General features: G+C 34.1%; 32 protein-coding genes, 1 tRNA gene and 1 riboswitch. Of the genes, 5 read left to right on the forward strand and 28 right to left on the reverse strand.

Annotated features, from left to right (window positions below; genetic code table 11):
* Window positions 1–85: 85 nt before the first annotated feature.
* Window positions 86–161, forward strand: a tRNA-Thr gene (locus HMPREF0077_RS02135).
* A 3-nt stretch (window positions 162–164) separates the two neighbouring features.
* Here the strand turns inward: HMPREF0077_RS02135 and HMPREF0077_RS02140 are convergent.
* The 3 genes from HMPREF0077_RS02140 to HMPREF0077_RS02150 all read right to left on the reverse strand — a co-directional run bounded on the left by HMPREF0077_RS02140 (window position 165) and on the right by HMPREF0077_RS02150 (window position 3,616).
* A complete protein-coding gene (locus HMPREF0077_RS02140) occupies window positions 165–1,754 on the reverse strand; it encodes an ATP-binding cassette domain-containing protein (protein ID WP_081445710.1) in 1,590 nt (529 codons plus the stop codon).
* A gap of 346 nt (window positions 1,755–2,100) precedes the next feature.
* Window positions 2,101–3,387, reverse strand: coding sequence for a radical SAM/SPASM domain-containing protein (locus HMPREF0077_RS02145; RefSeq protein WP_004836257.1), 1,287 nt, complete (start codon window positions 3,385–3,387; stop codon window positions 2,101–2,103).
* A 10-nt stretch (window positions 3,388–3,397) separates the two neighbouring features.
* Window positions 3,398–3,616 (reverse strand): hypothetical protein, encoded by a 219-nt coding sequence (locus HMPREF0077_RS02150; protein ID WP_004836258.1) that lies wholly within the window; start codon window positions 3,614–3,616, stop codon window positions 3,398–3,400.
* Window positions 3,617–3,963: 347 nt separating this feature from the next.
* On the opposite strand from HMPREF0077_RS02150, the gene HMPREF0077_RS02155 reads away from it, so the two are divergent.
* Window positions 3,964–4,383 carry a neutral zinc metallopeptidase gene (locus tag HMPREF0077_RS02155; protein WP_004836259.1) on the forward strand — a complete coding sequence of 140 codons (420 nt, stop codon included), beginning with the start codon at window positions 3,964–3,966 and terminating at the stop codon, window positions 4,381–4,383.
* A gap of 95 nt (window positions 4,384–4,478) precedes the next feature.
* Here the strand turns inward: HMPREF0077_RS02155 and HMPREF0077_RS02160 are convergent, their stop codons facing one another.
* The 10 genes from HMPREF0077_RS02160 to glmM form a co-directional block, all read right to left on the reverse strand.
* On the reverse strand, window positions 4,479–4,928 hold the full coding sequence (locus tag HMPREF0077_RS02160) for a Fur family transcriptional regulator (RefSeq protein WP_040349325.1): 450 nt from the start codon (window positions 4,926–4,928) through the stop codon (window positions 4,479–4,481).
* Window positions 4,929–5,043: 115 nt separating this feature from the next.
* Window positions 5,044–5,427, reverse strand: coding sequence for a 50S ribosomal protein L7/L12 (gene rplL / locus HMPREF0077_RS02165; protein ID WP_004836262.1), 384 nt, complete (start codon window positions 5,425–5,427; stop codon window positions 5,044–5,046).
* A 36-nt stretch (window positions 5,428–5,463) separates the two neighbouring features.
* Window positions 5,464–6,012, reverse strand: coding sequence for a 50S ribosomal protein L10 (rplJ, locus tag HMPREF0077_RS02170; RefSeq protein ID WP_040349245.1), 549 nt, complete (start codon window positions 6,010–6,012; stop codon window positions 5,464–5,466).
* 193 nt (window positions 6,013–6,205) lie between these two features.
* Window positions 6,206–6,916: a 50S ribosomal protein L1 gene (rplA, locus tag HMPREF0077_RS02175; RefSeq protein ID WP_004836265.1), complete on the reverse strand. Its 711-nt coding sequence runs from the start codon at window positions 6,914–6,916 to the stop codon at window positions 6,206–6,208.
* 36 nt (window positions 6,917–6,952) lie between these two features.
* Window positions 6,953–7,381: a 50S ribosomal protein L11 gene (gene rplK / locus HMPREF0077_RS02180; RefSeq protein WP_040349247.1), complete on the reverse strand. Its 429-nt coding sequence runs from the start codon at window positions 7,379–7,381 to the stop codon at window positions 6,953–6,955.
* 54 nt (window positions 7,382–7,435) lie between these two features.
* The gene (nusG, locus tag HMPREF0077_RS02185) at window positions 7,436–8,056 is read right to left on the reverse strand and encodes a transcription termination/antitermination protein NusG (RefSeq protein ID WP_004836268.1); all 621 of its coding nucleotides are present in this window, start codon (window positions 8,054–8,056) and stop codon (window positions 7,436–7,438) included.
* Between the two features lie 7 nt (window positions 8,057–8,063).
* Complete coding sequence (secE, locus tag HMPREF0077_RS02190; RefSeq protein WP_004836269.1) at window positions 8,064–8,246, reverse strand: preprotein translocase subunit SecE; 183 nt, start codon at window positions 8,244–8,246, stop codon at window positions 8,064–8,066.
* A gap of 9 nt (window positions 8,247–8,255) precedes the next feature.
* Complete coding sequence (gene rpmG, locus HMPREF0077_RS02195; RefSeq protein WP_004836270.1) at window positions 8,256–8,405, reverse strand: 50S ribosomal protein L33; 150 nt, start codon at window positions 8,403–8,405, stop codon at window positions 8,256–8,258.
* A gap of 81 nt (window positions 8,406–8,486) precedes the next feature.
* Window positions 8,487–8,807: a hypothetical protein gene (locus HMPREF0077_RS02200; RefSeq protein WP_004836271.1), complete on the reverse strand. Its 321-nt coding sequence runs from the start codon at window positions 8,805–8,807 to the stop codon at window positions 8,487–8,489.
* A complete protein-coding gene (glmM, locus tag HMPREF0077_RS02205; RefSeq protein WP_004836273.1) occupies window positions 8,807–10,153 on the reverse strand; it encodes a phosphoglucosamine mutase in 1,347 nt (448 codons plus the stop codon). Before glmM ends, HMPREF0077_RS02200 begins: the two co-directional genes overlap by 1 nt.
* Window positions 10,154–10,284: 131 nt before the next feature.
* On the opposite strand from glmM, the gene HMPREF0077_RS02210 reads away from it, so the two are divergent.
* Genes HMPREF0077_RS02210 through HMPREF0077_RS02220 form a run of 3 tightly spaced genes read left to right on the forward strand, consistent with a single transcriptional unit; the run spans window position 10,285 to window position 12,304 of the window.
* Window positions 10,285–10,986, forward strand: coding sequence for a tRNA1(Val) (adenine(37)-N6)-methyltransferase (locus HMPREF0077_RS02210; RefSeq protein WP_004836274.1), 702 nt, complete (start codon window positions 10,285–10,287; stop codon window positions 10,984–10,986).
* A gap of 9 nt (window positions 10,987–10,995) precedes the next feature.
* Window positions 10,996–11,823 (forward strand): 16S rRNA (cytidine(1402)-2'-O)-methyltransferase, encoded by an 828-nt coding sequence (gene rsmI, locus HMPREF0077_RS02215; RefSeq protein WP_004836275.1) that lies wholly within the window; start codon window positions 10,996–10,998, stop codon window positions 11,821–11,823.
* Complete coding sequence (locus HMPREF0077_RS02220; protein WP_040349250.1) at window positions 11,810–12,304, forward strand: pyridoxamine 5'-phosphate oxidase family protein; 495 nt, start codon at window positions 11,810–11,812, stop codon at window positions 12,302–12,304. The genes rsmI and HMPREF0077_RS02220 overlap by 14 nt, the downstream gene beginning before the upstream one ends.
* Before the next feature lie 192 nt (window positions 12,305–12,496).
* Here HMPREF0077_RS02220 and HMPREF0077_RS02225 read toward each other — a convergent pair whose 3' ends face one another.
* The 15 genes from HMPREF0077_RS02225 to HMPREF0077_RS02295 all read right to left on the reverse strand — a co-directional run bounded on the left by HMPREF0077_RS02225 (window position 12,497) and on the right by HMPREF0077_RS02295 (window position 25,833).
* Window positions 12,497–13,093 (reverse strand): HAD family hydrolase, encoded by a 597-nt coding sequence (locus HMPREF0077_RS02225; protein ID WP_004836278.1) that lies wholly within the window; start codon window positions 13,091–13,093, stop codon window positions 12,497–12,499.
* Window positions 13,090–13,551, reverse strand: coding sequence for a 6,7-dimethyl-8-ribityllumazine synthase (ribH, locus tag HMPREF0077_RS02230; protein ID WP_004836280.1), 462 nt, complete (start codon window positions 13,549–13,551; stop codon window positions 13,090–13,092). The genes HMPREF0077_RS02225 and ribH overlap by 4 nt, the downstream gene beginning before the upstream one ends.
* Window positions 13,544–14,752, reverse strand: coding sequence for a GTP cyclohydrolase II (gene ribA, locus HMPREF0077_RS02235; RefSeq protein ID WP_004836282.1), 1,209 nt, complete (start codon window positions 14,750–14,752; stop codon window positions 13,544–13,546). Before ribA ends, ribH begins: the two co-directional genes overlap by 8 nt.
* A gap of 1 nt (window position 14,753) precedes the next feature.
* On the reverse strand, window positions 14,754–15,368 hold the full coding sequence (locus HMPREF0077_RS02240; protein WP_004836283.1) for a riboflavin synthase: 615 nt from the start codon (window positions 15,366–15,368) through the stop codon (window positions 14,754–14,756).
* Entirely contained in the window at window positions 15,349–16,422 is a 1,074-nt protein-coding gene (ribD, locus tag HMPREF0077_RS02245) for a bifunctional diaminohydroxyphosphoribosylaminopyrimidine deaminase/5-amino-6-(5-phosphoribosylamino)uracil reductase RibD (protein ID WP_004836285.1), read from the reverse strand. The genes HMPREF0077_RS02240 and ribD overlap by 20 nt, the downstream gene beginning before the upstream one ends.
* A gap of 76 nt (window positions 16,423–16,498) precedes the next feature.
* Window positions 16,499–16,610, reverse strand: a riboswitch (FMN riboswitch).
* A gap of 222 nt (window positions 16,611–16,832) precedes the next feature.
* Entirely contained in the window at window positions 16,833–17,015 is a 183-nt protein-coding gene (gene rpsU / locus HMPREF0077_RS02250) for a 30S ribosomal protein S21 (protein ID WP_004836286.1), read from the reverse strand.
* Between the two features lie 39 nt (window positions 17,016–17,054).
* The gene (locus tag HMPREF0077_RS02255; RefSeq protein ID WP_004836288.1) at window positions 17,055–17,396 is read right to left on the reverse strand and encodes a histidine triad nucleotide-binding protein; all 342 of its coding nucleotides are present in this window, start codon (window positions 17,394–17,396) and stop codon (window positions 17,055–17,057) included.
* A 75-nt stretch (window positions 17,397–17,471) separates the two neighbouring features.
* Window positions 17,472–18,767 (reverse strand): tRNA (N(6)-L-threonylcarbamoyladenosine(37)-C(2))-methylthiotransferase MtaB, encoded by a 1,296-nt coding sequence (mtaB, locus tag HMPREF0077_RS02260; protein ID WP_004836289.1) that lies wholly within the window; start codon window positions 18,765–18,767, stop codon window positions 17,472–17,474.
* Window positions 18,767–19,894 (reverse strand): molecular chaperone DnaJ, encoded by a 1,128-nt coding sequence (gene dnaJ, locus HMPREF0077_RS02265; RefSeq protein WP_004836291.1) that lies wholly within the window; start codon window positions 19,892–19,894, stop codon window positions 18,767–18,769. Before dnaJ ends, mtaB begins: the two co-directional genes overlap by 1 nt.
* 103 nt (window positions 19,895–19,997) lie before the next feature.
* On the reverse strand, window positions 19,998–21,818 hold the full coding sequence (dnaK, locus tag HMPREF0077_RS02270; protein WP_004836293.1) for a molecular chaperone DnaK: 1,821 nt from the start codon (window positions 21,816–21,818) through the stop codon (window positions 19,998–20,000).
* A 12-nt stretch (window positions 21,819–21,830) separates the two neighbouring features.
* On the reverse strand, window positions 21,831–22,370 hold the full coding sequence (gene grpE, locus HMPREF0077_RS02275; protein WP_004836294.1) for a nucleotide exchange factor GrpE: 540 nt from the start codon (window positions 22,368–22,370) through the stop codon (window positions 21,831–21,833).
* 15 nt (window positions 22,371–22,385) lie between these two features.
* On the reverse strand, window positions 22,386–23,399 hold the full coding sequence (gene hrcA, locus HMPREF0077_RS02280) for a heat-inducible transcriptional repressor HrcA (protein ID WP_004836296.1): 1,014 nt from the start codon (window positions 23,397–23,399) through the stop codon (window positions 22,386–22,388).
* Window positions 23,400–23,515: 116 nt separating this feature from the next.
* On the reverse strand, window positions 23,516–24,634 hold the full coding sequence (gene hemW, locus HMPREF0077_RS02285; RefSeq protein WP_040349251.1) for a radical SAM family heme chaperone HemW: 1,119 nt from the start codon (window positions 24,632–24,634) through the stop codon (window positions 23,516–23,518).
* Window positions 24,635–24,678: 44 nt separating this feature from the next.
* Window positions 24,679–25,512: a GNAT family N-acetyltransferase gene (locus HMPREF0077_RS02290; protein WP_004836298.1), complete on the reverse strand. Its 834-nt coding sequence runs from the start codon at window positions 25,510–25,512 to the stop codon at window positions 24,679–24,681.
* 33 nt (window positions 25,513–25,545) lie between these two features.
* Window positions 25,546–25,833 carry an AraC family ligand binding domain-containing protein gene (locus HMPREF0077_RS02295; protein ID WP_004836299.1) on the reverse strand — a complete coding sequence of 96 codons (288 nt, stop codon included), beginning with the start codon at window positions 25,831–25,833 and terminating at the stop codon, window positions 25,546–25,548.
* Window positions 25,834–25,841: the final 8 nt, after the last annotated feature.

A 25,841-nucleotide genomic window follows, 5' to 3' on the forward strand; every position in this document is an offset into this window, starting at 1 on the left:
TAATAAAATAAATAATTTATATCCTTTGATTTTTTTCTTAAATTAAATTTGCTTTTATTAAAAATGCTTGTATAATTATATATGTGCCACTTTAGCTCAGTAGGTAGAGCGCTTCCATGGTAAGGAAGAGGTCCTCGGTTCAATTCCGGGAAGTGGCTCCATTTTTATATATATACTATTTCATCAATTATATCATCAAAATAATTAGTATGATCTACTATTACAGTTGTCTTCTTATTGGACATCTTTTTCAAAGTTTTTTTCAAACATTCAATAGATTCCCTATCCAAATCATTTGCTGGCTCATCTAAAATTATAAGATTTGCATTTTTTAGTATCTCACTATATATTTGAATCTTACGTTTTTGTCCACCGCTCATCTTCTCAAAGCTTTCTTTATAAATTATTTTATTACATGAAATCTCCATTAGATCATTTAACTTATTTTCTGATATTATTTCGGATGCCTCTTTTGGATTTAATCTATTTACTTCGTTAATATTAGAAACATCAACATTTTGTTCTATATAAGAAATCATGTTCTTTCTTGTGTATTTTATGTCTAATTTTTTAATATCTGTATCATTGTAAGTGATTTTTCCTGCATAAGTGTCTATATGTAAAGCTACAATGTTGTCAAGTAAAGTGCTTTTACCAGACCCATTCTCTCCTGATACTTTATATATTTTTCCCATTTCTAGATTAGTCTTATATTGAAATTCCTTAGAAGTTTTACGATATGAAAAGTTCAAATCTATCTTTATCCTATCTATTTCTTTAAGCTTAATAACCTCATTTGTTTCTTCTTCAATTTCAGTTAATTCGCAAATCCTATCATACGAAACTTTTGCAAGTTTAATTTCTTTAGCTAACGAGAATAAGGCAGCAGAAGAAGACATAAGGACCATTAAATAGGAATTGAGACTAACGTACTGGCCTAAACTAATATCACCTTTAATTACAGAAACTCCCCCATATATAAAAAAGATAATGCTAGATACTTGACTAATAAAGTCATCAAAGAAGGAATAAACATAGTTTAAGTTGTAAGCTGAAAGCGTGTTAGAAAATAAACCATTAAATGATTCATCAAGATTTCTCTCATTTTTCTTATAAGTTCCATGAATCTTAACAGATCGTATATTTACTAATTGTTCATAGATTCTAGAAGTAAATCTCGATTTAGAATCCATTAACAAGCGGTTAATAATATAAATTTTCTTTCTTAATAACATATAAATGCTGCTATATAAAACACATGCAATTACAGCTATCAAAAAAATCGTTTTATCTAATTTTATCATAAACATAGATGAAACGATAACAGATATTATAGTAGAACAAACAGTCTGAATAACATTAATCGAAAAAATTACTATAGAATTCGTATCATTGTTTATCCTATCAGCTAAATAAGCACTATCGAACTTAGAGCTTTCTAAGAGAGGTATATTCCAAACATGAATATTAATGTCTTTATTGAACTCATAAGATGATTGGGATTGAATATAAATATAGAGTTTACCAGAAATGTATGTAAATATTAAATTTATTAAATTAAACATTGTAAAATACAAGATATATGTATAAAGTCCACTCATATTTTTATCTACCAATACATCTGTAAATTCACCCATTATTCTCGGATATATGATAGAAATTGTGCTCATAGTAAGAGTTAATAAGTAATATATTAATAATTTATATTTGTATTTTTTTAAATACCTATATGACATTGATATGATTTTAAACATAATTATTTCTCTAATCTTATTAAATTGAAATATTCCCCTCTTCCTATCTATATTCAATTTATTAACTGGCAGTAATAAAATCCTGCCAGTTAAATAATTGATTATTGTTAACTATTATAGTACATGTTATAAATACTACCATCCTTCTATCTATTATAGGGATGCCGGAGAATAACCAGTTTGTCCCGGATCACAATAAGATAAAGTCACGCACCAATCTATACAGTTATGCTTACTAGCACATTGGCTACTACATTTCACGCAAATATTTTGTTTTGGACAATCTTATCCACAAGTTTTTGTTATGCAAATATCAAATTCATTACAAAATGAATGATTTAATTCTTCAGGACCTATTATGTATTTCATCATTTACCTCCATATATTTTGCAGTTGCTATGATTATATTTTCTAAATTATCTTTATATTTGCTGCACTCTTTTCCTCTATTATTTCGTACAAAAGGACAAGAACCCATACAAAGCGGCAAAATTTTGCAATTCTTACAATCTTCATCTTCAGTAGGATCGAATAACATGTACTTATAATAATTAGAATAATTAATATCGCCTAAGTATTTATCCCCTATGTTTGCAATTTTAGCTTTTTCTATTCCTATATCCGACCAACACTTATACATGTCTCCATTATAATTTATTACATATGAATTTTTATAATCGGCAGTGCAGAAATTGCTAATTCTGTTAGGATAAATCCTATCTATAAAATTTGTATCCTGGTTTCTATAAAAGTTAAACTCATACTCATCAAACTTTTTTTGGTCTATACATATATCATCTCTGTATGTATCATTCTCATTTCTAACCCTGGCTATGTAGGGTTTGATTTTTCCTTCTTTATCGAAAGTTTCAATTTCTTTAATAATTGAATTTTCGCTACCAATATTTCTTTCATCTAGATTTATTCTTAAAGATACATTCACCAAGTATCTATAATTTTCCTTAAGATTTTTTAGTATCTTGTCATAAGTAGGATTACCATTTTTTAGATACCTCTTTGAATCATGACTTTTTCTATCTCCATCTATAGTTATCTGCATGCCTTGAATTTTCCATTCAGATAATTTTTTAGCATTTTTTTCATTAAGTAAATAACCATTCGTAATCATGTATGAGCTGTATGGTAAATTATATTCACTAGCGATTTTAAGAAACTCGTCTGTAAGCCTATCTATAATACTCGCCGCTAAAAGTGGCTCACCTCCATACCAAGATACGTCAATACGATCAGATGATTTTGCCTTCATTCTTACAAAATCAACTAACTTCTCTTCCATAGCTCTATCCATATAGTAATTTTCCGAATGACTTTTTTCATAGCAATATGCACAATCGAAATTACAATCCAGGCTCGGTGCAATAGTAAGACCAAGAGAACTAGTGCTATATCTACTATTTAACAAATTATATTTGATATAATCTAATTCATCAAATCCCTCATCTACCAAAAATCCACCATATTTATACTGCTCAGTCTCCTCAGAGTCCAATTTATTATTTTTAAAATCAATAAAATCTTTTTTAGTCATAAGTGCCAAGGAGTTTCGAAGTGAATTGTAAATCAAATAGTTTTTCTTATATTCATATATAAAATTATACTTAGATTCTTTCATATAAATCTCCTCACATCGGAAAATAACCCATTAGACCCGGTCTACATCCTTTTGTGATTCTATGTTTTTTAATTATTTTTTCTGGTTTGATATCCGAGTTAACGTCCTCACCACAATAGTCACTTGCAAGAGGTAAACAAACACTTTGCTCATAACATACAACTCCACAATGATAAGACCAGCATTTTTTTGCTTCATTGTCATCATCGGGCCGAATTAAGAATTTCATTTTAACCTCCCTTTTATAAATTTATAAAATTCTATTATATTAATAACATACCCTAAAAATTTATTTTAAAACAGTAATGTTAAAGAATGGGTACATCTACTGACCCTTTGTCAAAGAGTGTAAACAGAAGTTTCATTTACTCTTACCAAATTTATTTAATATAGATCCTTTTTACATTTATACAAGCTATAAGCTAAATGCTATAATCTTTAATTCTAACAAATTTTTATTGTAATCTAAAAAATCGCCCATATATTTTATAAAATCCAAAAGATTTCAAAGGGCGAATTTTTATAATCGAAATTTTTATCTTACTTATACAAGACCCATAAAGTATTCAACGCTAATTGCAACTATTACAACGGTGGAGGAGCGATTTTACCCTCGCCTATGTTCTTGCCCATGAAGTGGGCCATCATGTTCAAAATCAATTGGGCATCATTAAGCAGACAAGTGAGTTGAGAAAAAAGCTATCTGTGACAGATTATAACAGAGTATCTGTTGCCAAAGAGCTTCAAGCTGATTATTTTGCAGGTCTTTTTGCCTATTATTTAAAGGAGAAAGGATACCTCGAAGCAGGTGATATAGAAGAAGCTATGAATGTGGCTTCAACTATAGGAGACGATAGAATACAAGAGATGGCAAGAAGAAATGTTTATGTAGACTCATTTACTCACGGTTCTTCTGAGCAAATAAAAGAAGCCTTCGAATTAGGCTTTAAATATCACGATATAAATCATTCTATGAAATTTTTTGATGATTTATAATAAGAAATTATAAGTTTAAGCTGTTTCTTAAAATCATATAAATAAGCAAAGAAAAACTCATAGCATAAGAAAAATTAGCCTATGAGTTTTTGTTCTTATTTATTCAAACATTCAGGACATATGCCACGAAAAATAACTTCTACGTTATCAATTTCGTACTTATCTAAATATTTAGGGTATTCTAAGTCATCCACATTCAAATCTTCTATCATACCGCAAGCTTCACATATAAAATGACCGTGGTTAGTCTTTTTAAACTCATATCTTTTGCTAGACATATTAAAATCCAACTCTTTGACTAAATTATGTTCAACTAGAAGATTGAGTGTATTGTAGACTGTAGCTTGACTTATTACAGGATCTGAAACTTTAAGATCTTTATATATAAGATCTGCTGTAGGATGGGTAGGATTTATTATTAGATAATCTAATATTAGAAGCCTTTGGTGAGAAACCCTAATATTATGTTGGGCTAATAATTCTTTTAATTTAGGTAGCCTATCTATATATTCTTCATTCCTGAGTTCTTGTATTATCTTTTCCACCATTTTCCTCTTTCTAATATTAGAATTGTTCTATATTACTAATATACATCCTAGTCCCTTCCTTGTCAAATTCGCATACTAAAAGACCCTCTTTGAGGGCCTTATATAAGCTTAATTAAGCAAGTTCTACTTCAGCACCAGCTTCTTCTAATTTAGCTTTTAATTCTTCAGCTGCATCTTTTGCAAGACCTTCAGCTACAGTTTTTGGAGCTCCATCAACTAAAGCTTTTGCTTCTTTTAGTCCAAGTCCAGCTGCATCTTTAACAACTTTGATTACGTTGATTTTAGCAGAACCAGCTGATTTAAGAACTACGTCAAATTCTGTTTTTTCTGCTGCACCAGCTTCTGCTGCGCCAGCTGCTGCTGCTGGAGCTACTGCTACTGCTGCTTGTGCTGTTACGTCAAATTCTTCTTCGATTGCTTTTACTAGGTCAGATAGTTCTAGTACTGTAAGTTCTTTGATTTCTTCTAATATGTTTGTTACTTTTTCGCTTGCCATTATTATATTCTCCTTTTATATTTTTTCTAAAAATTATTATTCGCCTGCTTGTTCTTTCTTTTCACGTACTGCATCAAGTGCATAGGCAATCTTAGCCAATGTGTTGTTAAGATCTCCTGCAAGTCTTCTGATTGGTGCTTGTAGTACGTTAGCTAGCATTGAGTGAAGTACTTCTGTTGGTGGTAATGTAGCAATTGCCATCATTTGATCACCTGTTTGGTAGTTTCCTTCAACAAGGCCTGCTTTAAGAACTAATTTTTCTTTTTGCTCATCGCCTTCTTTTGTGTAGTCTACTGCTACTTTTGGACCGTTTACTAGGTCTTCATTTGAAAAGATTAGAGCATTTGAACCCTTTAGTTCATCAATGAGTTGGTCATATCCAAGTTCTTGGAAGGCAAATCTCATCATTGTGTTTTTATAAACTTTGTATTCTGATTCGCTTTCTCTAAACTTGTTACGTAGGTCTGTAATTTCTTTTACATCCATACGATCAAAACCTACTAATGTTACTGATTTCGCATTTTCGATTTTTTCTTTGATCTCATCTACTACTAATTGTTTAGCTGCTATAGCTTTCTCGCTCACTGTTTCACCTCCTATAGGCTTTGGTAGGTATATAAAAATCCCCACATTAGGCAGATTAAAACTGCCTACATCGGTGGGGATGTAGCTTTTTCTTCCCACCTATACGCAATTATTAAACATTGCTGTCTGCGTAGTCTTTGGTAGCCTGTTATTTGACTTAATTATTATATCACAAAATAAATTTATTGCAAATTTATTTTTCAACTAAATCCATAGCTCTTGCTGGAGATAGTTTTACTCCAGGACCCATAGTTGATGCTAGAGTAACAGATTTCATGTATTTACCCTTAGCTGATGCTGGTTTTGCCTTAGCAACTGCTGTAATTAGGCTTGCTATGTTTTCAGCTAGTTTTTCTTTACCGAATGATACTTTTCCTGTTGGAACGTGAACTAGGTTAGCCTTATCTGTTCTATATTCTACTTTACCTGCTTTAATTTCAGCTATAGCTTTTTTAACATCAGGTGTTACAGTGCCAGTTTTTGGGTTTGGCATAAGACCTTGTGGTCCAAGTACTCTACCAAGTCTTCCAACTACTGCCATCATATCAGGTGTTGCTACAACAACATCAAAGTCTAGCCATCCTTCATTTTGGATTTTAGCTGCTAGGTCTTCTCCACCTGCATAATCAGCACCTGCTTCTAGGGCTTCATTTATCCTATCTTCTTTAACAAAAGCTAGAACCTTTTGATTTTTACCTGTTCCGTGAGGTAGGATTACTGTTCCTCTTACTTGTTGGTCAGCGTGTCTGCTATCAACACCAAGGTTAAAGTGTAATTCTACAGTTTCGTCAAATTTAGCGCTTGCTGTTTTTTCAATTATTTCTAGAGCTTCATCTAGTGTGTATTCTTTTGTTGAATCGAAAGATTTTTTCGCTTCTAAATATCTTTTTCCTTTTTTAGCCATTTAATTCCTCCTGTGGTATTCGACTTTAATCTCCCACTAATCTTCTACAGTAACTCCCATACTTCTTGCTGTTCCAGCTATCATGCTTACAGCTGCTTCTAAGCTTGCTGCATTAAGATCTTGCATTTTTGTCTTTGCAATTTCTTCAAGTTGGCTTCTCTTGATTGATCCAACCTTTTTCTTGTTAGGTTCTCCTGAACCCTTATCTAGCTTGATAGCCTTTTTGATTAATACTGGTGCTGGTGGTGTTTTAGTTATAAATGTAAATGTTCTATCCGTATAAATAGTCATTTCTACCGGTATAATCATTCCAGCTTGGTCTGCTGTTTTTGAATTAAATGCTTGCACGAATTCCATGATGTTGATTCCGTGTGGACCTAGTGCTGTACCTACTGGTGGTGCTGGAGATGCAGCTCCTGCTGGTACTTGTAATTTAACTATTGCTTTTACTTCTTTTTCTGCCATTTTTACCTCCTTGTGGTTGTTTCGGGTTTCCCCTCCCACTATCATCGACAGTTACTAAATAGTCTCGATATCTGTAAAGTCTAAATCAATTAAGGTATCCCTACCAAACATATCTACGAACGCCTTGATAGTTCCCTTTTCCTTATCAATTTCTTCTACCTTGGCTACAAAATCCTTAAATGGACCGCTAATAATATTGATACTATCGCCTAGTTTTAGGTCGATATTAACAAGCGGAGCCTCTTCTTTTACACCAAACTTTCTAACTTCTTGTGCTGTAAGAGCGACTGGCTTACCATCTGGCCCTACAAATCCTGTAACGCCTTGGGTATTTCTGATGATATACCAACTTTTGTTAGTAACATTCATCTTAACCATTACATAGCCAGGGAATAATTTTCTAGTCTTTACTTTCTTAGTGTCATTCTTCACTTCAACATATTCTTCTGTTGGTACTGTAACTTCTAAAATATCAGGATTTTGTTCATTGTCAATCATCATTTGAATCTTATCTTTGACTCTATTTTCATAACCTGTATATGTGTGAACTACATACCATCTAGCTGAATTTTTTATATTTTCTAATTCAGCATTAGTAGATTCTTCTGTTGAAGATTGTTCATCAACTGATAAATTTTCTTCTTTATTTTCTGATAAATCGTAAGAATCTGTCATTTAACACCTACATTATAATTTGAAGTAGGGCTTGGAAGACCTTGTCAAGTAGCCATATTGCAACAGCTGTTGTAGCTGACATAGCAATAATCATCCAAGAATACTCAAATGATATTTTCTTTGTTGGCCATTGAATCTTCTTAAATTCTTTTGATACACCAGAAAAGAAAGAATCTTTTTTCTTAGCCATTATTTGCTCCTACTTTGTTTCTCTATGAACAGTGTGTTTTTTACAGAATGGGCAATATTTTTTAAGCTCTAGTCTCTCGCTATGATGTTTTTTATTTTTAGTTGTATCATAGTTTCTATTTTTGCATTCTGTACATTCCATTTTTACTTTATCTGCCATAAAACACCTCCTATTAATTTATACGGATACTTCCATACAGGGTAGTATAATACCACCTTTATGTCTATTTGTCAAAGATTTCTATTCCTTTTCTGAAAGATTTTTGTAAAAGACTTCTCTTCTTTTAATCAGAAATTCTCTCAAATCATCTAAATCGTGGTTTGAAAAGCATTGATCTTGATATTCTATGGGTATATCTTCTATATCCTCAAGTTCGAAAACTTCTTTATCAAACATTTTTCCCAAATACTTTTCGTCCTTGTCGTAGTATAGCCTTGGCGGATAACCTTTAAGCTTTGATGTATCTACACTGATGTAGGATTCTCTAGCGTAGACCTTGTTTCCTACTACTAAAACAGCTTCTTTTATATCTATTTCCCTAGCTGTTCTAAAATCTTTCATTATTGATTTAGTCCCAAGTCTTTTATCTTTTCTACTATTTCTCCTACAGTTTCTTTTGCAAGTTCGTCTGTTTCAGCTTCAACCATTACCCTTATCAAAGGCTCTGTACCAGATGCCCTTACCAAGACTCTTCCCCTATCGGCTAGTTTTTCTTCAACTTCTGCGATTTTTTCGAGGAGTTCTTTATTTTCTAGGGCTTGTTTTTTATACTTAACCCTCACGTTAACTAACTCTTGTGGATAAATCTTTAAGTCCTTAACAAGACTAGCCAAATCAGATTTTTCTTCAATCATAGCTTCCATAATTTTTAATGAAGTTAGGATTCCATCTCCAGTGTTGGCGAATTTTTGGTATATAATATGACCTGATTGCTCGCCACCTAATTCATAGCCATGCTTATCCATCTCAGCATGGACATACTTATCTCCTACGTCAGTTTTTACATAATTTATCCCTAATTCATCAAAGGCCTTGTATAAGCCTAAGTTACTCATTATAGTGGTTACAACTGTATTTGAATTTAGGGCTTTTTCTTTTTTCATGTATTTGGCTGATAGGTAAAGAATTGAATCGCCATCTACAACATTTCCTTCTTTATCTACAGCTATACATCTATCAGCATCTCCATCAAAGGCAAAGCCTAAGTCTAAGTTATTATCAACTACAAATTTTTGTAGGACTTCAATATGGGTTGAACCTGCCTTGTTATTGATATTATAACCATTTGGATTAGCGTTTATTACGAAGGTATCAGCCCCTAGGGCATCGTAAACTGGTTTTGCTATAGTAAAGCTTGCTCCATTTGCACAGTCTAGTCCTACCTTGATTCCTTCAAAAGACCTAGTAACTGTTTGGATAAGATAAGCTATATATCTATTTCTTCCTCCGATGAAATCTACAGTTCTGCCTATGTTTTCGTCAACTGCAAGAGGAATATCTGTAATTTCACTATCTATATATTTTTCTAACTCAATAAGAAAAGCATCTTCCATCTTTTCCCCTTCGCTATTGATTATTTTTATACCGTTGTCGTAGTAGGGATTGTGGCTTGCTGTTATCATTATTCCACAATCGAAGTCTTCTGTTTTTGTTATATATGAAACTGAAGGAGTTGGGGTAACGTGCATAAGGTGGGCGTTAGAGCCAGAGGATGTAATACCTGCTGCTAGGGCTGCTTCGTACATATATGAGCTTCTTCTAGTGTCTTTGCCTATGAGGATTCTTCCATTTCCGTTTTTATTGGAAGAAAAATAATCCCCTACAAATCTTCCTATTTTAAAAGCATGATAGACGTTTAGATATTTGTTAGCCTCTCCTCTAAAACCATCTGTACCAAAATATTTCATTTATATCTCCTTTTTAAATTTAACTTCTTATTAATCTTTCAAACATTATACCCTAATGCTAGTAAGATAATAAGAAAATCGTATCATAAGCAAAGCTTTATATGAATAGTCATATTTGCTATAATTAGGATATGAGTAAATTAGATTATATACCAAGAACAAATATAAAAATGATTCACGTTGATAAGTCTTACTCCTTTGGTGTCGATTCTATAATCTTAGGAGATTTCGCTAGGATGAAAAGCAATAAAGTCGCCCTTGATATAGGGGCAGGCTCAGGTGTCCTATCCTTTTTAATTAATTCTAGATACAAACTTGAGAAGGTTTTTGCTGTTGAAATCCAAAAAGAAAAGGCAAAGCTTTTAGAAGAAAACATAAAATTAAACGGCATCAAAAATATAGAACTTATTAATGAAGATTTAAACAAGATTATTATAAAGGAAAACTCAATAGACTACATTATTACCAACCCACCCTATTACAAAATCACTGATAATATTGAAAACAAGGATGAGGAATTTCTCATTTCAAGACAGGAAAAGTTCTTAAAGCTTTCCGATATTTTCTCCTTTGCCAATAAGGCCTTAAAGGATAAGGGCAAGCTTTTTATGATCCACAAGCCTGAAAGAATGGTCGATATCTTTAATCAGTCAGGCAATCTTAAAGCTAAGACAGTTCGCTTTGTCCATTCACAAGCCTTAAAGAAGCCTCAATTTATCCTTATAGAGTTTGTAAAAAATGCAAGAGATGGCCTTAGGATAGAAGATCCTTTGATTATCTATGATAAGGAAGGCTACTCAGAAGAAATGAAAATAATCAACGATTTAGACTAAGGAGGTCTTATGGATTATCAAATATATTTTGTTCCAACCCCAATAGGAAACCTTGAAGATATGACTATAAGGGCTATTAATGTCCTAAAGGAAGTAGATGTCATAGCCTGTGAAGATACTAGGGAGTCTAAAAAACTTCTAAATTATTATAATATAGACAAGCCACTGACTTCCTATCATAAATTTAATGAAACTTCAAAGTCTCTTGATATTATTAAAGAAGTAGAAAAAGGAATGACCTATGCAGTAATTACTGATCAAGGCATGCCTGGTATATCTGACCCTGGCCACATCCTTATCAAAAAATGCCAAGAAGAAGGAATTACTTATACAATCTTACCTGGAGCAAGTGCCATAATTACAGGCCTAGTAGGTTCAGGTCTTGACAATGACAAGTTCGCCTATTATGGTTTTATTCCCAAAAAAACAGCTGATAAGAAAATATTTTATGAAAATCTAAAAAACGAAGATAAGACTTCAATAATATTAGACACACCCCACAATTTTGAGTTAACTCTTTCTGATTTCAAAAAAATCTTCCCAGATAGAAGGCTTTGCCTAGCTAGGGAGCTTACGAAAAAATTCGAAGAATATAGGCTAAGTCCAATTTCTGAAATCAATATCGCTGATATAACCCTCAAGGGTGAGTTTGTGATAATACTTGAAAAAGGCGAAAAAAGTGCCGAAAATATCGAAGCTTACAGAGAAGAAATACAAAAAATGTTAGAAGAAGGACTTCGTACCAAGGATATAGTTAAGGACATAAAGAAGAAGTCCTCACTAGGAAAAAATGAAATTTATGAATATGTCTTGGAGCTTAATAATGAGAAGAACTGACAGAGAAAAAGACAGTGTTTTTGCAAAAAAAATTATAGATAAAGCTTCTTTCGGTGTGATGACCATTGAAGAGAATGGCTACTCCATCCCCTTGACTTTCGCAAGAGATAGCGATAAGCTCTATTTTCATGGAGCAAGGGAGGGAGTAAAAAACGACTTACTTAGAAAAAATAATAAGGTGAGGATTGTCTTCGTTGGGGAAAACCACCTACCCGAGCCAATTTCTGATGAAGAAATCAAAAATGACCCAAGAAAACTAGCCAAACTTTTTACTTTAAAATATGAATCTGCAATAATAAGTGGATCATGTAGGCTAGTAGATGATAATAGCGAAAAAAACTTTGCCCTAAGCTTAATTTGTCAGAAATTTTATAGGGATTTGGATAACTATATCGAAAAGGCTATAGAAATGAGTAGTAAACTTACAGCTTGTTATAGGGTCGACATCGAATCTATTGAGGCTAAATCAAATATAGACTAAGAGGGCTCTTGAAGAATTAATAAATCATCCCCATATCATTAAAAGGAGCTCCACTGATAAGCTTAAAAAGCCGGAAGGCACTCTAGCCTTTCGGCAAAGAGTTAAAATTTCCTAGGAGAATCTCTAAATGATGGGATGATGATTATTGATTATTTCACAAGAGCCCTATGACAATTATTAAAGTTTTTAATTTTATAATATTTCCTTTAATTGACAAATATCATCTATCTTATAATCAGCAAGCCTACCTTCTTCAGGCTTACCATAACCATAAGAAGCAAAGACAGACTTTTTATTATTTTTATAGCCTGCTAGTATATCTTCTTTCCTATCGCCTACCATGATATAATCATCCTCAAGGCTTTGCCTTAAGATTTCGTATTTATCAATAAAGTCGAAGTCTTCGCCAACAAGATACTTAGTAAAATACTTATCCAATCCATAAACCCTTCTGGCTTCATCCATATAAGCCCTAAGGCACTTAGATAAAATGTATAAGTCGTATTTTTCTTTTAGATAGTTGAGAGTTTTGTAAGAGTTTTCATAAAGTGCCCCAGTTTTTTCTAAGTTTTCCCTAATCCTTCGTCCATTAAGTTTAATTAGATGTTCCTTGTTTGAATCATCCTTTAGGATATCATCCCAACAAGCCTTAGGACTCATGCCTATATATTTCCTATAATCAAGGCTATTAGGATCTATACCAAGCTCTCCTAAAGTCTTATAGAGGGCTGGCTTATAAACAAGTTCAGTCTTATGAATAGTTCCATCGAAGTCAAAAATGACTATCATAATATTTCCATTAGATTTGCCATTTCGATTGCAGCAAGGGCTGCTTCACTACCCTTATTACCTGCCTTAATGCCTGATCTTTGGAGGGCTTGATCTATTGTATCTGCGGTGATTACTCCAAATATAACTGGCTTTTCACTTTCTAATGAAACATTGGCAACTCCCTTAGAAACTTCGGAACAAACATAGTCAAAGTGAGGAGTATCTCCACGAATAACTGCTCCAAGGCAGATTACCGCATCATATTCATCTTTCTTGGCAAGTTTTTTGGCAACTAGAGGAATCTCGAAGGCACCAGGAACTCTTATTATGTCAATATTTTCTTCCTTGGTGTCGTGTCTTTTTAGAGTATCTAGACAGCCTTCTACTAGCCTATCTGTAACAAAGTGGTTGAATCTTGCAACCAAAACTGCATATTTCTTATCATTTGAAAGTAAATTAGCACTATATTCACGCATTTTTTATCTCCTTAAATTCTCTTAATTTATGACCCATTCTCTTAGCTTTTATTTCTAGATATTTTCTATCTGTATCATTAGATTTTATTTCTAGAGGACATCTTGACTCAACTTTTATACCATACTCTTCCAATTGATTAATCTTATCAGGATTGTTAGTCATAAGTCTTACTGATTTTACACCAAGGCTTTTTAACATTTCTGAAGCTATTTTATAATCCCTCATATCTTCAGGAAAACCTAATTTTAGATTAGCATCTACAGTATCGTAGCCATGTTCTTGAAGCTCATAGGCCTTTAATTTGTTGAATAAGCCTATGCCCCTACCCTCTTGCCTTAAATAAAGGAGGACGCCAGAGCCATTTTCTTCTATATTTCTTAAAGCCTTATGAAGTTGGCTACCACAATCACATCTTCTAGAGCCTAAAACATCACCAGTTAGACATTCTGAATGAATCCTTGTAAGGACTCCGTCTTTTTGGATATCGCCCTTGACAACTGCTACATGCTCCTTGCCAGTTTTTCTATCCAAGAAAGCATAGGCCTTAAAGTTACCATATTCACTTGGTAGATTTACTGGATTTGTAGAAATTAAATCTACTTCTAAATTTTTCCTGTATTCTTGAATTTCTTCAACTGTAGTAATCTTTAGATTTAGTTTTTCAGCCAATTTTATGAGGTCTTCTCCTCTCATCATATGACCATCACTATCCATAATTTCACAACAAATGCCAACTTCCCTTAGACCTGCAAGCCTTAATAGGTCAATGGTTGCTTCTGTATGACCATCTCTTTCGAGGACTCCTCCATCTTTGGCTACAAGAGGAAAAACATGGCCAGGTCTTCTAAAATCGCTGGCAAGGGATTTACCATCAGCAAGTGCCCTTATAGTTTCCGCCCTCTCGAAGGCTGAAATTCCTGTAGAGGTATTGATGTGGTCTACTGAAACTGTAAAGGCTGTTTCGTGATTGTCGGTATTTTGCACAACCATAGGATTTAGGGATAATCTTCTTGCAACTTCGCTACCGATTGGTGTACAAATCAAGCCCCTAGCATAGGTCGCCATAATATTAATCATCTGTCCAGTAACATTTTCTCCAGCGCAAATCATATCGCCTTCGTTTTCCCTATCTTCATTATCAGTTACTAAAATTATCTCGTTATTTCTTAGTGCTTGTATAGCTTCTTCAATCCTACTCATCTTATAATAGACTCAAAAGTGAGTCCCTATCCTCCTTTTTTTCGCTTCTATATAACTTCTCGACTATCCTTGATAAGATATCTGTTTCAAGATTTACCAAGTCTCCGACCCTTTTATTCTTTAAATTTGTCCTAGATAGGGTTTCTGGTATGAGAGAGACTTCAAATATATCGTCGTTTTCGAAAGATACCGTAAGCGATATACCATCTATGGCAATCGAGCCCTTGTTTACTATAAATCTCCCTATTTCCCTATTCGTTTTAAATCTATAGACATTTTTATTTATAGAAATTAGCCTTCCCACTCCATCAACGTGGCCTTGAACTATGTGACCGTCAAGCCTATCTGAAAATCTTAGGGCCCTTTCAAGATTAACTTCCTTACCTAGAAGAGACCTATCAAACTTAGTCTTTTTTAGGGATTCATTCATAATATCTGCCTTGTAGTAGGAATCTGTAATTTCTGTTACTGTAAGGCAAACCCCATCAGTCATTATCGAATCTCCAAGCTTAGTTTCCTCTAAAACTTTTTTGCAGGCGATTTTTATTTCAACCGTATCGGACTTTTGCTTAAATTCCTTTACAAGACCCAACTCCTCAGCTATTCCTGTAAACATTATTTACCTCAAACATCACATCTTCACCAAATCTTTTAATATCATCAATCCTAAATCTTTTGGCATCTTTGATATAACCTACACCCTTACCAATAAAGGCTGATCTTGAATAAAAGCCTGAAACAATAATAGGCGCCATAAATTGATATATCTTATCTATCAAATCCTCTTCCAAAAAAGAATTATTAAGGACTGAACCGCCCTCGACAAGGACTGAGCCTATATTTTTCTCATAGAGCTTTTTCAAAAGATCTTCTAAATCTATATGGCCATTTTTACTTTTGCATCTTATTAGACCAGAATCGAGCTTTATATCTTTATCAGATGAACTTGCTATATAAGTTTTCCCATCTGAGTTTTCCTTAAAAACTTCAAGGTCAGGATTCAAATCAAGCGAATCACTAACAATAATTCTTACAGGATCTATCCCCTTATCTATTCTTGATGTAAGCCTAGGATTATCAGTTAGGAGAGTGTTCTTGCCAACTATTATAGCGTCATAATCATTTCTAAGTTGATGGACAAACTCTCTTGACTTCTCATTAGAAATCCACTTGGAATCAAATTTTCCAGTAGCAATCTTTCCATCAAGACTTTGAGCGTATTTAAGGGCAACTAGGGGCCTCTTGTGGCTCATATTAAAGAAAAACTTTTCGTTAAGCTTCTTTCCTTCTTCCTCCAAAACTCCGCTTATGACTTCGATACCACAAGCTTTAAGTTTACTTATCCCATCAACCTTTGGATTTGTATCGATATTTGAAATTACAACTCTCTTTATTTTTCTTCTAATGACTTCATCAACACAGGGTGGATGCTTGCCAAAGTGGGAACAAGGTTCGAGATTTACTATAAGAGTTGCCCCTTCAGCCGATCCCTTCAAATTCTTAAAGCAATCGATTTCTGCATGGTCATCATAAAAACTCTTGTGGTAACCTCTTCCGATAACTTCCCCATCCTTATAAACTATAGCTCCAACCATAGGATTAGTTAAAACCTTTCCTCTGCCCTTACGAGCAAGAGAAAAACATTCTCTCATTAAGTTATCATAATTCATTATTTCTCCTTTTGGGAACTAAAAAAAGTCCCCTTTCAGGGACTTAGAATTTATTTTTATGCAAAATAAGCATAGAAAAACTCTTCTCTCATCCAGACTATACTGTCGGTATCGGAATCGCACCGATTCGGCTTGCGCTCGCAGACTTTACTGCCGGTGGAGACTTGCACTCCGCCCTGAAGATTAAATTTATTATTAACTTAATTATAGTATAAGATACAGGAAAAGATTTGTCAAGACTTTTTTTTGTATTTTTATGTAATATTTTCAGAAGAAGGCCTATAGCTTCCTATTATTAATTTTTTGATCACTTAAAAACTTTGTATCAAGATTTTCCTAACCTATTACATAAAATTCTTTATTACTAACAAAAAAACTTATAAAAAAAGAAGCCGAAGCTTCTTAAATTATTATCTGCTTTTTCTATTTTTTCTCTTTGCAGCGTCATTTTTCTTTTTTCTTATAACGCTTGGTTTTTCGTAGTGTTCTCTTTTTCTGTATTCAGAAAGTACACCGGATCTTGCGCATTGTCTTTTGAATCTTTTGATTGCACTATCGATTGATTCGTTTTCTCCAACTCTGATCTCTGTCATTTGCTATCCCCCCTCTCGTATTCGCACAAATTTTTTCAATCAGCCTGGTGGCCACTTAAATCCTCGGCCTCCTAGTACATGAAAATGCAAGTGAGGCACGCTTTGACCCCCACCTTCACCAATATTAGTTACAACCCTGTATCCCTCTTCATCTAGGCCTTTTTCTGATGCTATTTTTTTGATAGCAAGGAAGATAGAATCTAGATATTTTAGGTCGGATTCTTCCAATTTGGCTACGCTTTCTATGTGCTTTTTTGGTATTACAAGAAAATGGATAGGTGCTTGTGGATCTAAATCATTAAATGCAATTACATTATCATCTTCATAGATTATTTCTGAAGGAATTTCCTTCTCTACAATCTTACAAAATACACAATCCATACTTCACCCCCATTGATATATATGATACCATAAAATAAGCCTAAGGTAAAGACTAAAGCTTAATTTTTTGTTATTTTATAGAACTTTACCCACTAATTCATCATCTTTTATCTCTGTGATTAGGACATCCCTTATTTCGTTATTTGAAATTTCATCTTTGACATTTACCCTTAGGTAGTTTGTCGAATACCCAGACTTAAATCCGTCTATATCAGACTTACTTTCAAATAAGACTGATAGGGTTTTTCCTATTTGATTTTTGAGGAAGTTTTCCCTATTGGCTTTTTCTATTTCTTCTAGCTCTTTTAGTCTTTGTCTTTTGACATTTCCATCGACTTCTGGTTTCATATCAGCTGCCTTAGTTCCGTCTCTTTTTGAGTATTTGAATAGATGGGTCTTTGAGAATTTAATTTTCTTTACAAATTCCTTGGTCTGTCTATGATTTTCTTCTGTTTCTGTTGGAAAGCCTACTATTATATCTGTAGTAATACCTGCATTAGGAAAAACTTCTCTAATGAGCTTAACTTTTTGTTCATAGATTTCTGTGTCGTATTTCCTATTCATAGCCTTTAGTATTTCATCGGATCCTGATTGGAGGGATAGGTGAAAGTGATCACAAGCCTTTCTAGTAGCCTTCATTCTTTCTAGGAAGTCCTTGGTGATATGTCTTGGCTCCATGCTTGATAGTCTAATTCTTTCAATGCCATCCGTTTTTGCAACTTCTTCTATTACATCTATAAGGCGTTTCCCATTTTTCAAATCCTTGCCATAGCTTGCAACATGGATACCTGTTAGAACTATTTCCTTGTAGCCATTTTTGGCAAGTCTAATCGCTTCTTCTTTGATAGATTCCATATCGCGACTTACTATATTTCCCCTGGCGTAGGGAATTAGGCAATATGAACAATACATATTACAGCCATCTTGGATTTTCATATAGGCACGAGTCATATCCTCTTGATTAGAAATTTCTAACTCTTCTATACTTTTGGACTCGCTAAGGGATATAACCCTATCTATAGCTGTCTTGTTTTGGAGGACATCCTCGCAAAGGTCTACTACTTCTTCCTTATTTCTAGAGCCTAGTACAATATCCACACCCTCTATGGCTAAAACCTCATCAGGCTTTACTTGAGAATAGCATCCCATAACCGCTATTACAGCTTCTGGATTATCTCGTCTTGCCCTAGATATCATCTGCCTAGATTTTCTATCGCTCATATTTGTAACTGTACAGGTGTTGATTACATATATGTCGGCTCCATCTTGTTTTTTCTTGTAGCCCCTAGACTTAAATATCTCCTCTACCGCCTCTGACTCGTATTGGTTGACCTTGCACCCAAGGGTTATTATATTAAATGTCTTATTCATCAATCAAAAAAGTCCTTTAATTTTTCAAAGAATGATTTTTCTTCTTTAACTTCTTCTCCACTAATGCTTGCAAATTTTTCTAGGGCTTCTTTTTGCTCCTTTGTAAGCTTAGTTGGTGTTATAACTTTTACATAGAAGTAGAGGTTTCCAGTCCTTCCTCTTCTCTTGTCCTTGATTCCTTCACCCCTTAGAGAAAACTTAGTTCCTGTTTGAGTTCCTGCTGGGATTTCAAACTTTCTAGTTGCCTTTAGGGTTGGAATTTCTATTTCACCGCCAAGAGTGGCTTTTGTGAAGGAAATTGGCATTTCATAATAGATATCTAGCCCATCTCTTTTAAAGATTTCATGCTCTTTAACTTTTAAGATAAGATATAAATCTCCGTAAGGACCTCCATTTTCTCCAACATGGCCCTTGCCAGCTACTCTTATGACATTGTTATCTTCTACACCAGCAGGTATGTCTACCCTAACTGTTTCAGACTTAAATTCCTTACCAGATCCCTTACAATTTGAGCAAGCTTCATCAATTATTTCTCCACTTCCCCCACACTTATCACAAACAACAGTTCTAGACATAGTGCCGAAAGCAGTATGGCTTACTTGATTAAAGCTTCCCCTACCATGGCACTTATCACAAGTGTGAACCTTAGAAGGGTCTTCGCTTTTTTTGCCATCACAAACGTGACAAGTTACTTCATGTCTTACTTGTACATCCTTACTTATACCGAAGGCAGATTCTTGGAAGCTTAAATTTATTACTTGTTGGATATCTGCTCCTTTTATTGGACGATTCGCCCTAGCTTGTGAAGAAAATCCTCCACCAAATATATCTCCAAACAAGTCTCCAAATATATCATCAAATCCACCCTGTGAAAAACCAGAGAAGCCACCAAAGCCTCCTTGACCGCCTTCAAAGGCAGCAGATCCAAATCTATCATACTGACTTCTCTTCTGTTCGTCTGATAGTATTTCGTAGGCGAGACTTGCTTCCTTGAATTTTTCTGCAGCTTCTTCATTGTCTGGATTTAGGTCTGGATGGTATTTCTTAGCTAGTTTTCTATATTCTCTTTTAATAACAGCTTGGTCGGCAGTTTTCTCTACACCAAGCACCTCATATGGGTCTCTCATGTAACCTCCATCTCACTAAAAAGAGCTATTTCACCATGGAAATAGCTCTTTATTTTTATATAATCATACCATCTTTGTGATTATTTTCAATCATAAGTCCTGCTTACTCTTCGTCCTCATCAATTACTTCATAGTCAGCATCTACTACATCTTCCTTGTTTGCTGAAGCATCTTGCGCATTTGCTCCTGCTTCATTAGCCTTATACATTTTTTCACTCATTGAGTAAATTTTTTGGGTAAGACTTTCTGTTTGAGCCTTGATTTGATCAATATCATCTGACTTAATAGCATCTTCTAGTTTCTTGATTTCTGCTTCCATTTCTTCTTTTTCGCTTCCTTCAAGTTTAGCTTCTTCTATTGTCTTTCTTGCTTGATAAACCAAGTTTTCAGCGTTATTCTTTGCGTCTATGCTTTCTTTCTTTTTCTTATCTTCTTCAGCAAATTGTTCTGCTTCTTTTACTTTTCTATCGATTTCTTCCTCAGATAGGTTAGATGATGAAGTAATAGTAATCTTTTGTTCTTTTCCTGAGCCCTTATCCTTAGCTGTTACATTAACTATACCATTGGCATCTATATCAAAGGTTACTTCTATTTGTGGAACTCCACGTCTTGCAGCAGGGATTCCTGTAAGTTGGAACCTACCAAGGGTTGTGTTATCTGCTGCCATTTCACGTTCACCTTGAACAACATGGATGTCAACTTCTGTTTGGCCATCTGCTGCTGTTGTAAATACTTGAGATTTCTTGGTAGGGATTGTAGTATTTCTTTCAATAAGTTTTGTAGCAACTCCACCAAGGGTTTCGATACCGAGTGATAGTGGTGTAACATCAAGAAGGAGCAAGTCTTTTACTTCACCACTTAGTACACCACCTTGGATAGCTGCACCAAGGGCAACACATTCATCAGGGTTGATATCTCTTTGTGGTTCTTTGCCTATTAGATTTTTAACTAATTCTTGAACAGCTGGAACTCTTGTAGAACCACCTACAAGAAGAACTTTTTCGATATCACTTGCACTTAGGCCTGCATCTCTTAGGGCATCTTCAACTGGCTTTCTTGTTTCATCAACAAGGTGTTTGGTTAGCTCATCAAACTTAGCTCTACTAATAGTTTGCTCTAAGTGAACTGGTTGACCATCTACTGCTGTGATGAATGGTAGGGATACACTTGTTGAAAGTGTTGATGATAGCTCTTTTTTAGCTTTTTCAGCAGCATCTTTTAGTCTTTGCATTGCGGTTAAATCTTTTCTAAGATCAACGCCGCTTTCTTTCTTAAACTCATCTGCCAAATATTCTACAAGAGCATTATCAAAGTCATCTCCACCTAGCCTGTTATTTCCTCTTGTTGATAATACTTCAAATACTCCGTCACCAACTTCTAGGATAGAGACATCGAAAGTACCACCACCAAGGTCGTAAACCATAATCTTAGCTTGGTCAGTTTCTTTGTCCATACCATAAGCAAGGGCAGCAGCTGTTGGTTCATTTATAATTCTATCTACTTTAAGACCTGCGATTTGTCCAGCGTCTTTTGTTGCTTGTCTTTGAGCATCTGTAAAGTAAGCAGGTACTGTGATTACTGCATTTGTAACTGTATCATTTAAGTAAGCCTCAGCATCAGCCTTTAGTTTTTGAAGAATCATAGCTGAGATTTCTTCTGGTGTATATTGTTTGCCATCAATTTCAGCGCTCTTCCAATCATGACCCATTTCTCTTTTAACTGATGCTATAGTCCTATGTGGATTTGTGATAGCTTGTCTTTTAGCTGTTTCACCTACAAGTCTTTCTCCGTCCTTTGAGAAAGCTACGATTGATGGTGTTGTTCTATTTCCTTCACTATTAGGAATAATTGTAGATGTACCACCTTCCATAACAGCTACTGCTGAGTTTGTTGTTCCTAAGTCAATTCCTATAATTTTTGCCATATGCTTTTCCTCCTAATTTGCTACCTTAACCATAGCAGGTCTAAGTAGTCTTCCATTTAACTTATATCCTTTTTGGAATGTTTCTATTATGTGATTGCTCTCTACCTCATCTGAATCTTCTGCAAGGACTGCTTGGTGGATATTATGATCAAATTCGCAACCATCAGATGGAATTTCTTCAAGGCCTTCGTTTGCTAAGACCTTCAATAGTTCTTTCCTTGTCATGACTACTCCTTCTACGAAGGCATCATTCTCATCAGCCTTTGCCAAGGCACGATCTAGGTTATCTATAACAGGTAGGAGCTTTTCTACCAATGAACTTGAAGCAAACTTCTTAAAGTCGGCCTTGTTAGCCTCTTCACGTTTTTTATAATTATCAAAGTCTGCCAGGAGTCTTTGATATCTTTCTTGATACTCGTTTACTTCATCACTAGGCTTTTTCGTAGCTTCTTTTTCGTCATCTTCTACGATTTCAGCTTCTATACAATCTTCATCTTGATTTTCTTTATCTTCTATATCTAAATTCTCATCTTTTTTTTCTTCATTTGCCAAGACATTTACCTTCCTTTATTCATTTAATAAATCAGAAATCATCCTGATACTAGCTATAACTTCCTTATAATTAATCCTAGTAAGACCGACTATACCAATCTTTCCTACTGTATTTTCATCTACATTAAAATAAGAAGTTATGATAGTAGATTCCTTTAGCAAATCTATAGGATTTTCCTCGCCTATAGTTATTACTAAATTCTTATCTTCAATATCTGACAACAAATCCTTGATAACATCCTTGCTATCAAATAGCTTGATGAAATCTCTAGCCTTGTTTAAATCGTCAAACTCTTTAAAATTGAAGATATTGCCAATCCCTTCGATTCTGACATCTCTATTTAACTCATCTTTGGAATTATTATTAATTCTTTGTCCTATAATATCTACCAGCTTCTTGTAATTTGTAAGCATATTTTTTTCCAAATCAGCCAAAATTTTATCAATTTCTGTAAGCTTATGGCCTATCAGCTCATGATTTAGGATATTGTTAAGATTTAGTAAATCTTCATCGCTTATTGGATAATCTAGAAGTATTTGTTCATTCACCAAGGATCCATTATCAAAAACTGCAATGAGTAAGAGGAAATTCTCTGATACCCTCATAAGTTCAACATTTACAATCTTGGATATCTCCTTTTTGAAACTAACAGATACTGCCGTCAAATTAGTCATAGCTGCCAAAGTTTTGGTCGCAGTCTCAATGATGTCACTAGCGTTATGGTATCTCTTATCCAGAAGTTGTCTAATATTTGCAAAATTATTAAACTTGGCTTCTTCAATAAGGCCATTTTCCAAAAGGTAGTCGACAAATAGTCTATAACCCTTATCAGAAGGTAATCTGCCACTAGATGTATGAGCTTTCTTTAAGAAACCATTTTTCTCAAGGGAACTCATATCATTTCTAATAGTAGCCGGCGATACATCAAATGAGTAATCATCAGCCAAAGACTTTGAACCAACAGGCTCTCCATTATAAATATATGAGTCTATGATAGAGAAAAGTATTTGTGTTCTTCTATCTTTCAAAGCTTCTCACTCCTTTTAGCACTCTTTACTTCCGACTGCTAATTATAATATACTTAGTATAACATCATTGTCAAGTAAATAAGTAAAATAATCTTTAAAGATAAATCTTGTATTTTCTAAATAATTTCTAGGTAAAACTCATTAGAAAGTTCCATTCCTTTTTTTGTGAAAGAAAAGCAATCATCAATTACAAAAAAATCATCATCAATGAATTTATCTATGGCCTTCTTATATTTTTTCAAAAAATCAGCTTTAAATTCTTTTCTAAACTCCTCTAAGTTTATCCCCCTGGTCTGCCTTAGTTTGAAAATTATATATTCTTTCTCCCTTTCTTTTTGGCTAATAAATTCCCTGCTGACTATAGGCTTCTTTCCTTCTTTTAACATCTTCTCGTAGATTACAAAGTTACTAGCATTCGAGTATCTCACATTAGATAAAAAGCCAGATGCTCCTAGTCCGCAAGCAAGATAGCCTTCTATATCCCAGTATTTTTTGTTATGGATAGACTCCTTGCCAGGCTTTGCAAAGTTAGATATCTCATATCTATTAAGATTTAGCCTAGCCAATTCATCAACTATGTAGTTAAAAATATCAACTTCCCTATCATCGTCCATAAGCTCGAGCTTGCCTTTTTCATTTAGGGCATAAAATCTTGAACCCTTATCAAGAATCAAACTATACCAAGAAATATGATCTGGGTCTAAAGCCTTTACATAGGCTAGGTCTTTTTTAATTGAGGAAAAGTCTTGACCAGGAAGATTAAGCATGAGGTCAAAAGAAAGGTCAAAATCAAAATTCTTTATCATCTCTATATCCCTAATAGCTATATCTTTCTTGTGATTTCTCCCTATATTATTAAGGACTAAATCATCAAAACTTTGTACTCCCAAAGAAATCCTAGTAACTCCCAAATCCTCATATAGCTTTAACTTATCCTTATTTATAGAGTTAGGATTGCACTCAAGGCTAAATTCCTTTATCTCGCAGGGAAATTTTCTTACTTCACTTACGATTTCACTTATGTATTTTTCATCTATGTAGGAAGGAGTGCCTCCTCCTATATAGATTGTATCAATAGTAAGCGTAAGACTTTGCCTATAAAGGCTAAGCTCTCTTTTCAAATTTTTGATATAAGGCTCTATCCACCTATCCAAGTGAGCAAAGGCCGTAAAATCACAATAATAGCACTTTTTCTCACAAAATGGAATATGGATATATAAACCAACTTTCTTCATCTTAGCTCCAAGTTTCTTTAAATACAATCTTTACTAAAATACAACTAGATATCATTTTCAACTATAATAAGCTGTGAGTCCCTAAGTCCTTCTAGGTTTATAGTCTTAGTCTTGTCAATTTTTATCAAATCACCAGCTATATAAAGATCGTCCTCATATTTTACAAGACCAGCTTTCACAAATATTAAGCTGTTAGCAAATACCATACTTTTCTCAAATTCCCCTGACTCTTCGATAGACTCATAGCTGATTTTTTGTTTTGGATTAGAATTTATAGCTTGAGCATCTCTTTTTTCTAAATCTTCATTCTTTCTATCAAGATAGGCCATAAAATCTTTTTTCTCTAGGATATACTCATGGGTTACTTCCAAAGTCCCCATATTGGTCTTTGTCAAATGTGAGGAATAATACTTGTAATTTAACTTTTCGTGGAGGCTTTTTGACTTAAAATTACCCCTATAAAAGCCTCCAACAAGGACATCTAGGCCGTAATCATCAAACAAATAAGATATTATTAGCTCCAGGGCTTCTGTCATTAGCCCTTGACCCTGATAATCACTTGACAAAACAAAGCCAAGCTGTGCTGTTTTCTTATCAGAAAGATTCGGCAAGAATTCTTCGTCATACTTGTGGATGCCGATAGAGCCTATAACCTTCTTATCCTTAACTATGGCTAGGATATTCTTATTTTTTATAAAAGAATCCAAGACCTTCTTACTATCCTCAAGGGATTTATGGTGAAACCAGCCTGCTGCCTCACCAAGACCAGGAGTTTTGGCATATTCATAAAAATCCTCCAAATCATCTTGACAAAAGGCTCTAAGGCTAATTCTTTTTCCGCTAAGTATAATTTTATCTGTATTAATATCAATATTCATAAATTGCTCCTAAATAAAAAGGCGACTTTCGTCTTAAATCGCCGCCTTTATAACTAACAAGTCACTATCTTCAATTGCCTTGAGGGAATGGATTTCATGAGGATCCATTCGGATTATATCTCCAGGAATAATAATATCTTTTCCATCTTCTCCTACAAAATCAACCTTGCCCCTATAAATCACAACAATTACCGTCTTATCCGATTCATGGCTAGGTATTTCTTCACCAGATTTTATTTGCAAGTGGGTCACTTGTAATTTATCTTCGTCAATCAAGTGTTCGAATTTACCATCCAAAATATTAGCGCTTAACTTTTTCATAATTCTCC

Source organism: Anaerococcus tetradius ATCC 35098, from assembly GCF_000159095.1.
Taxonomy (GTDB): domain Bacteria; phylum Bacillota; class Clostridia; order Tissierellales; family Peptoniphilaceae; genus Anaerococcus; species Anaerococcus tetradius.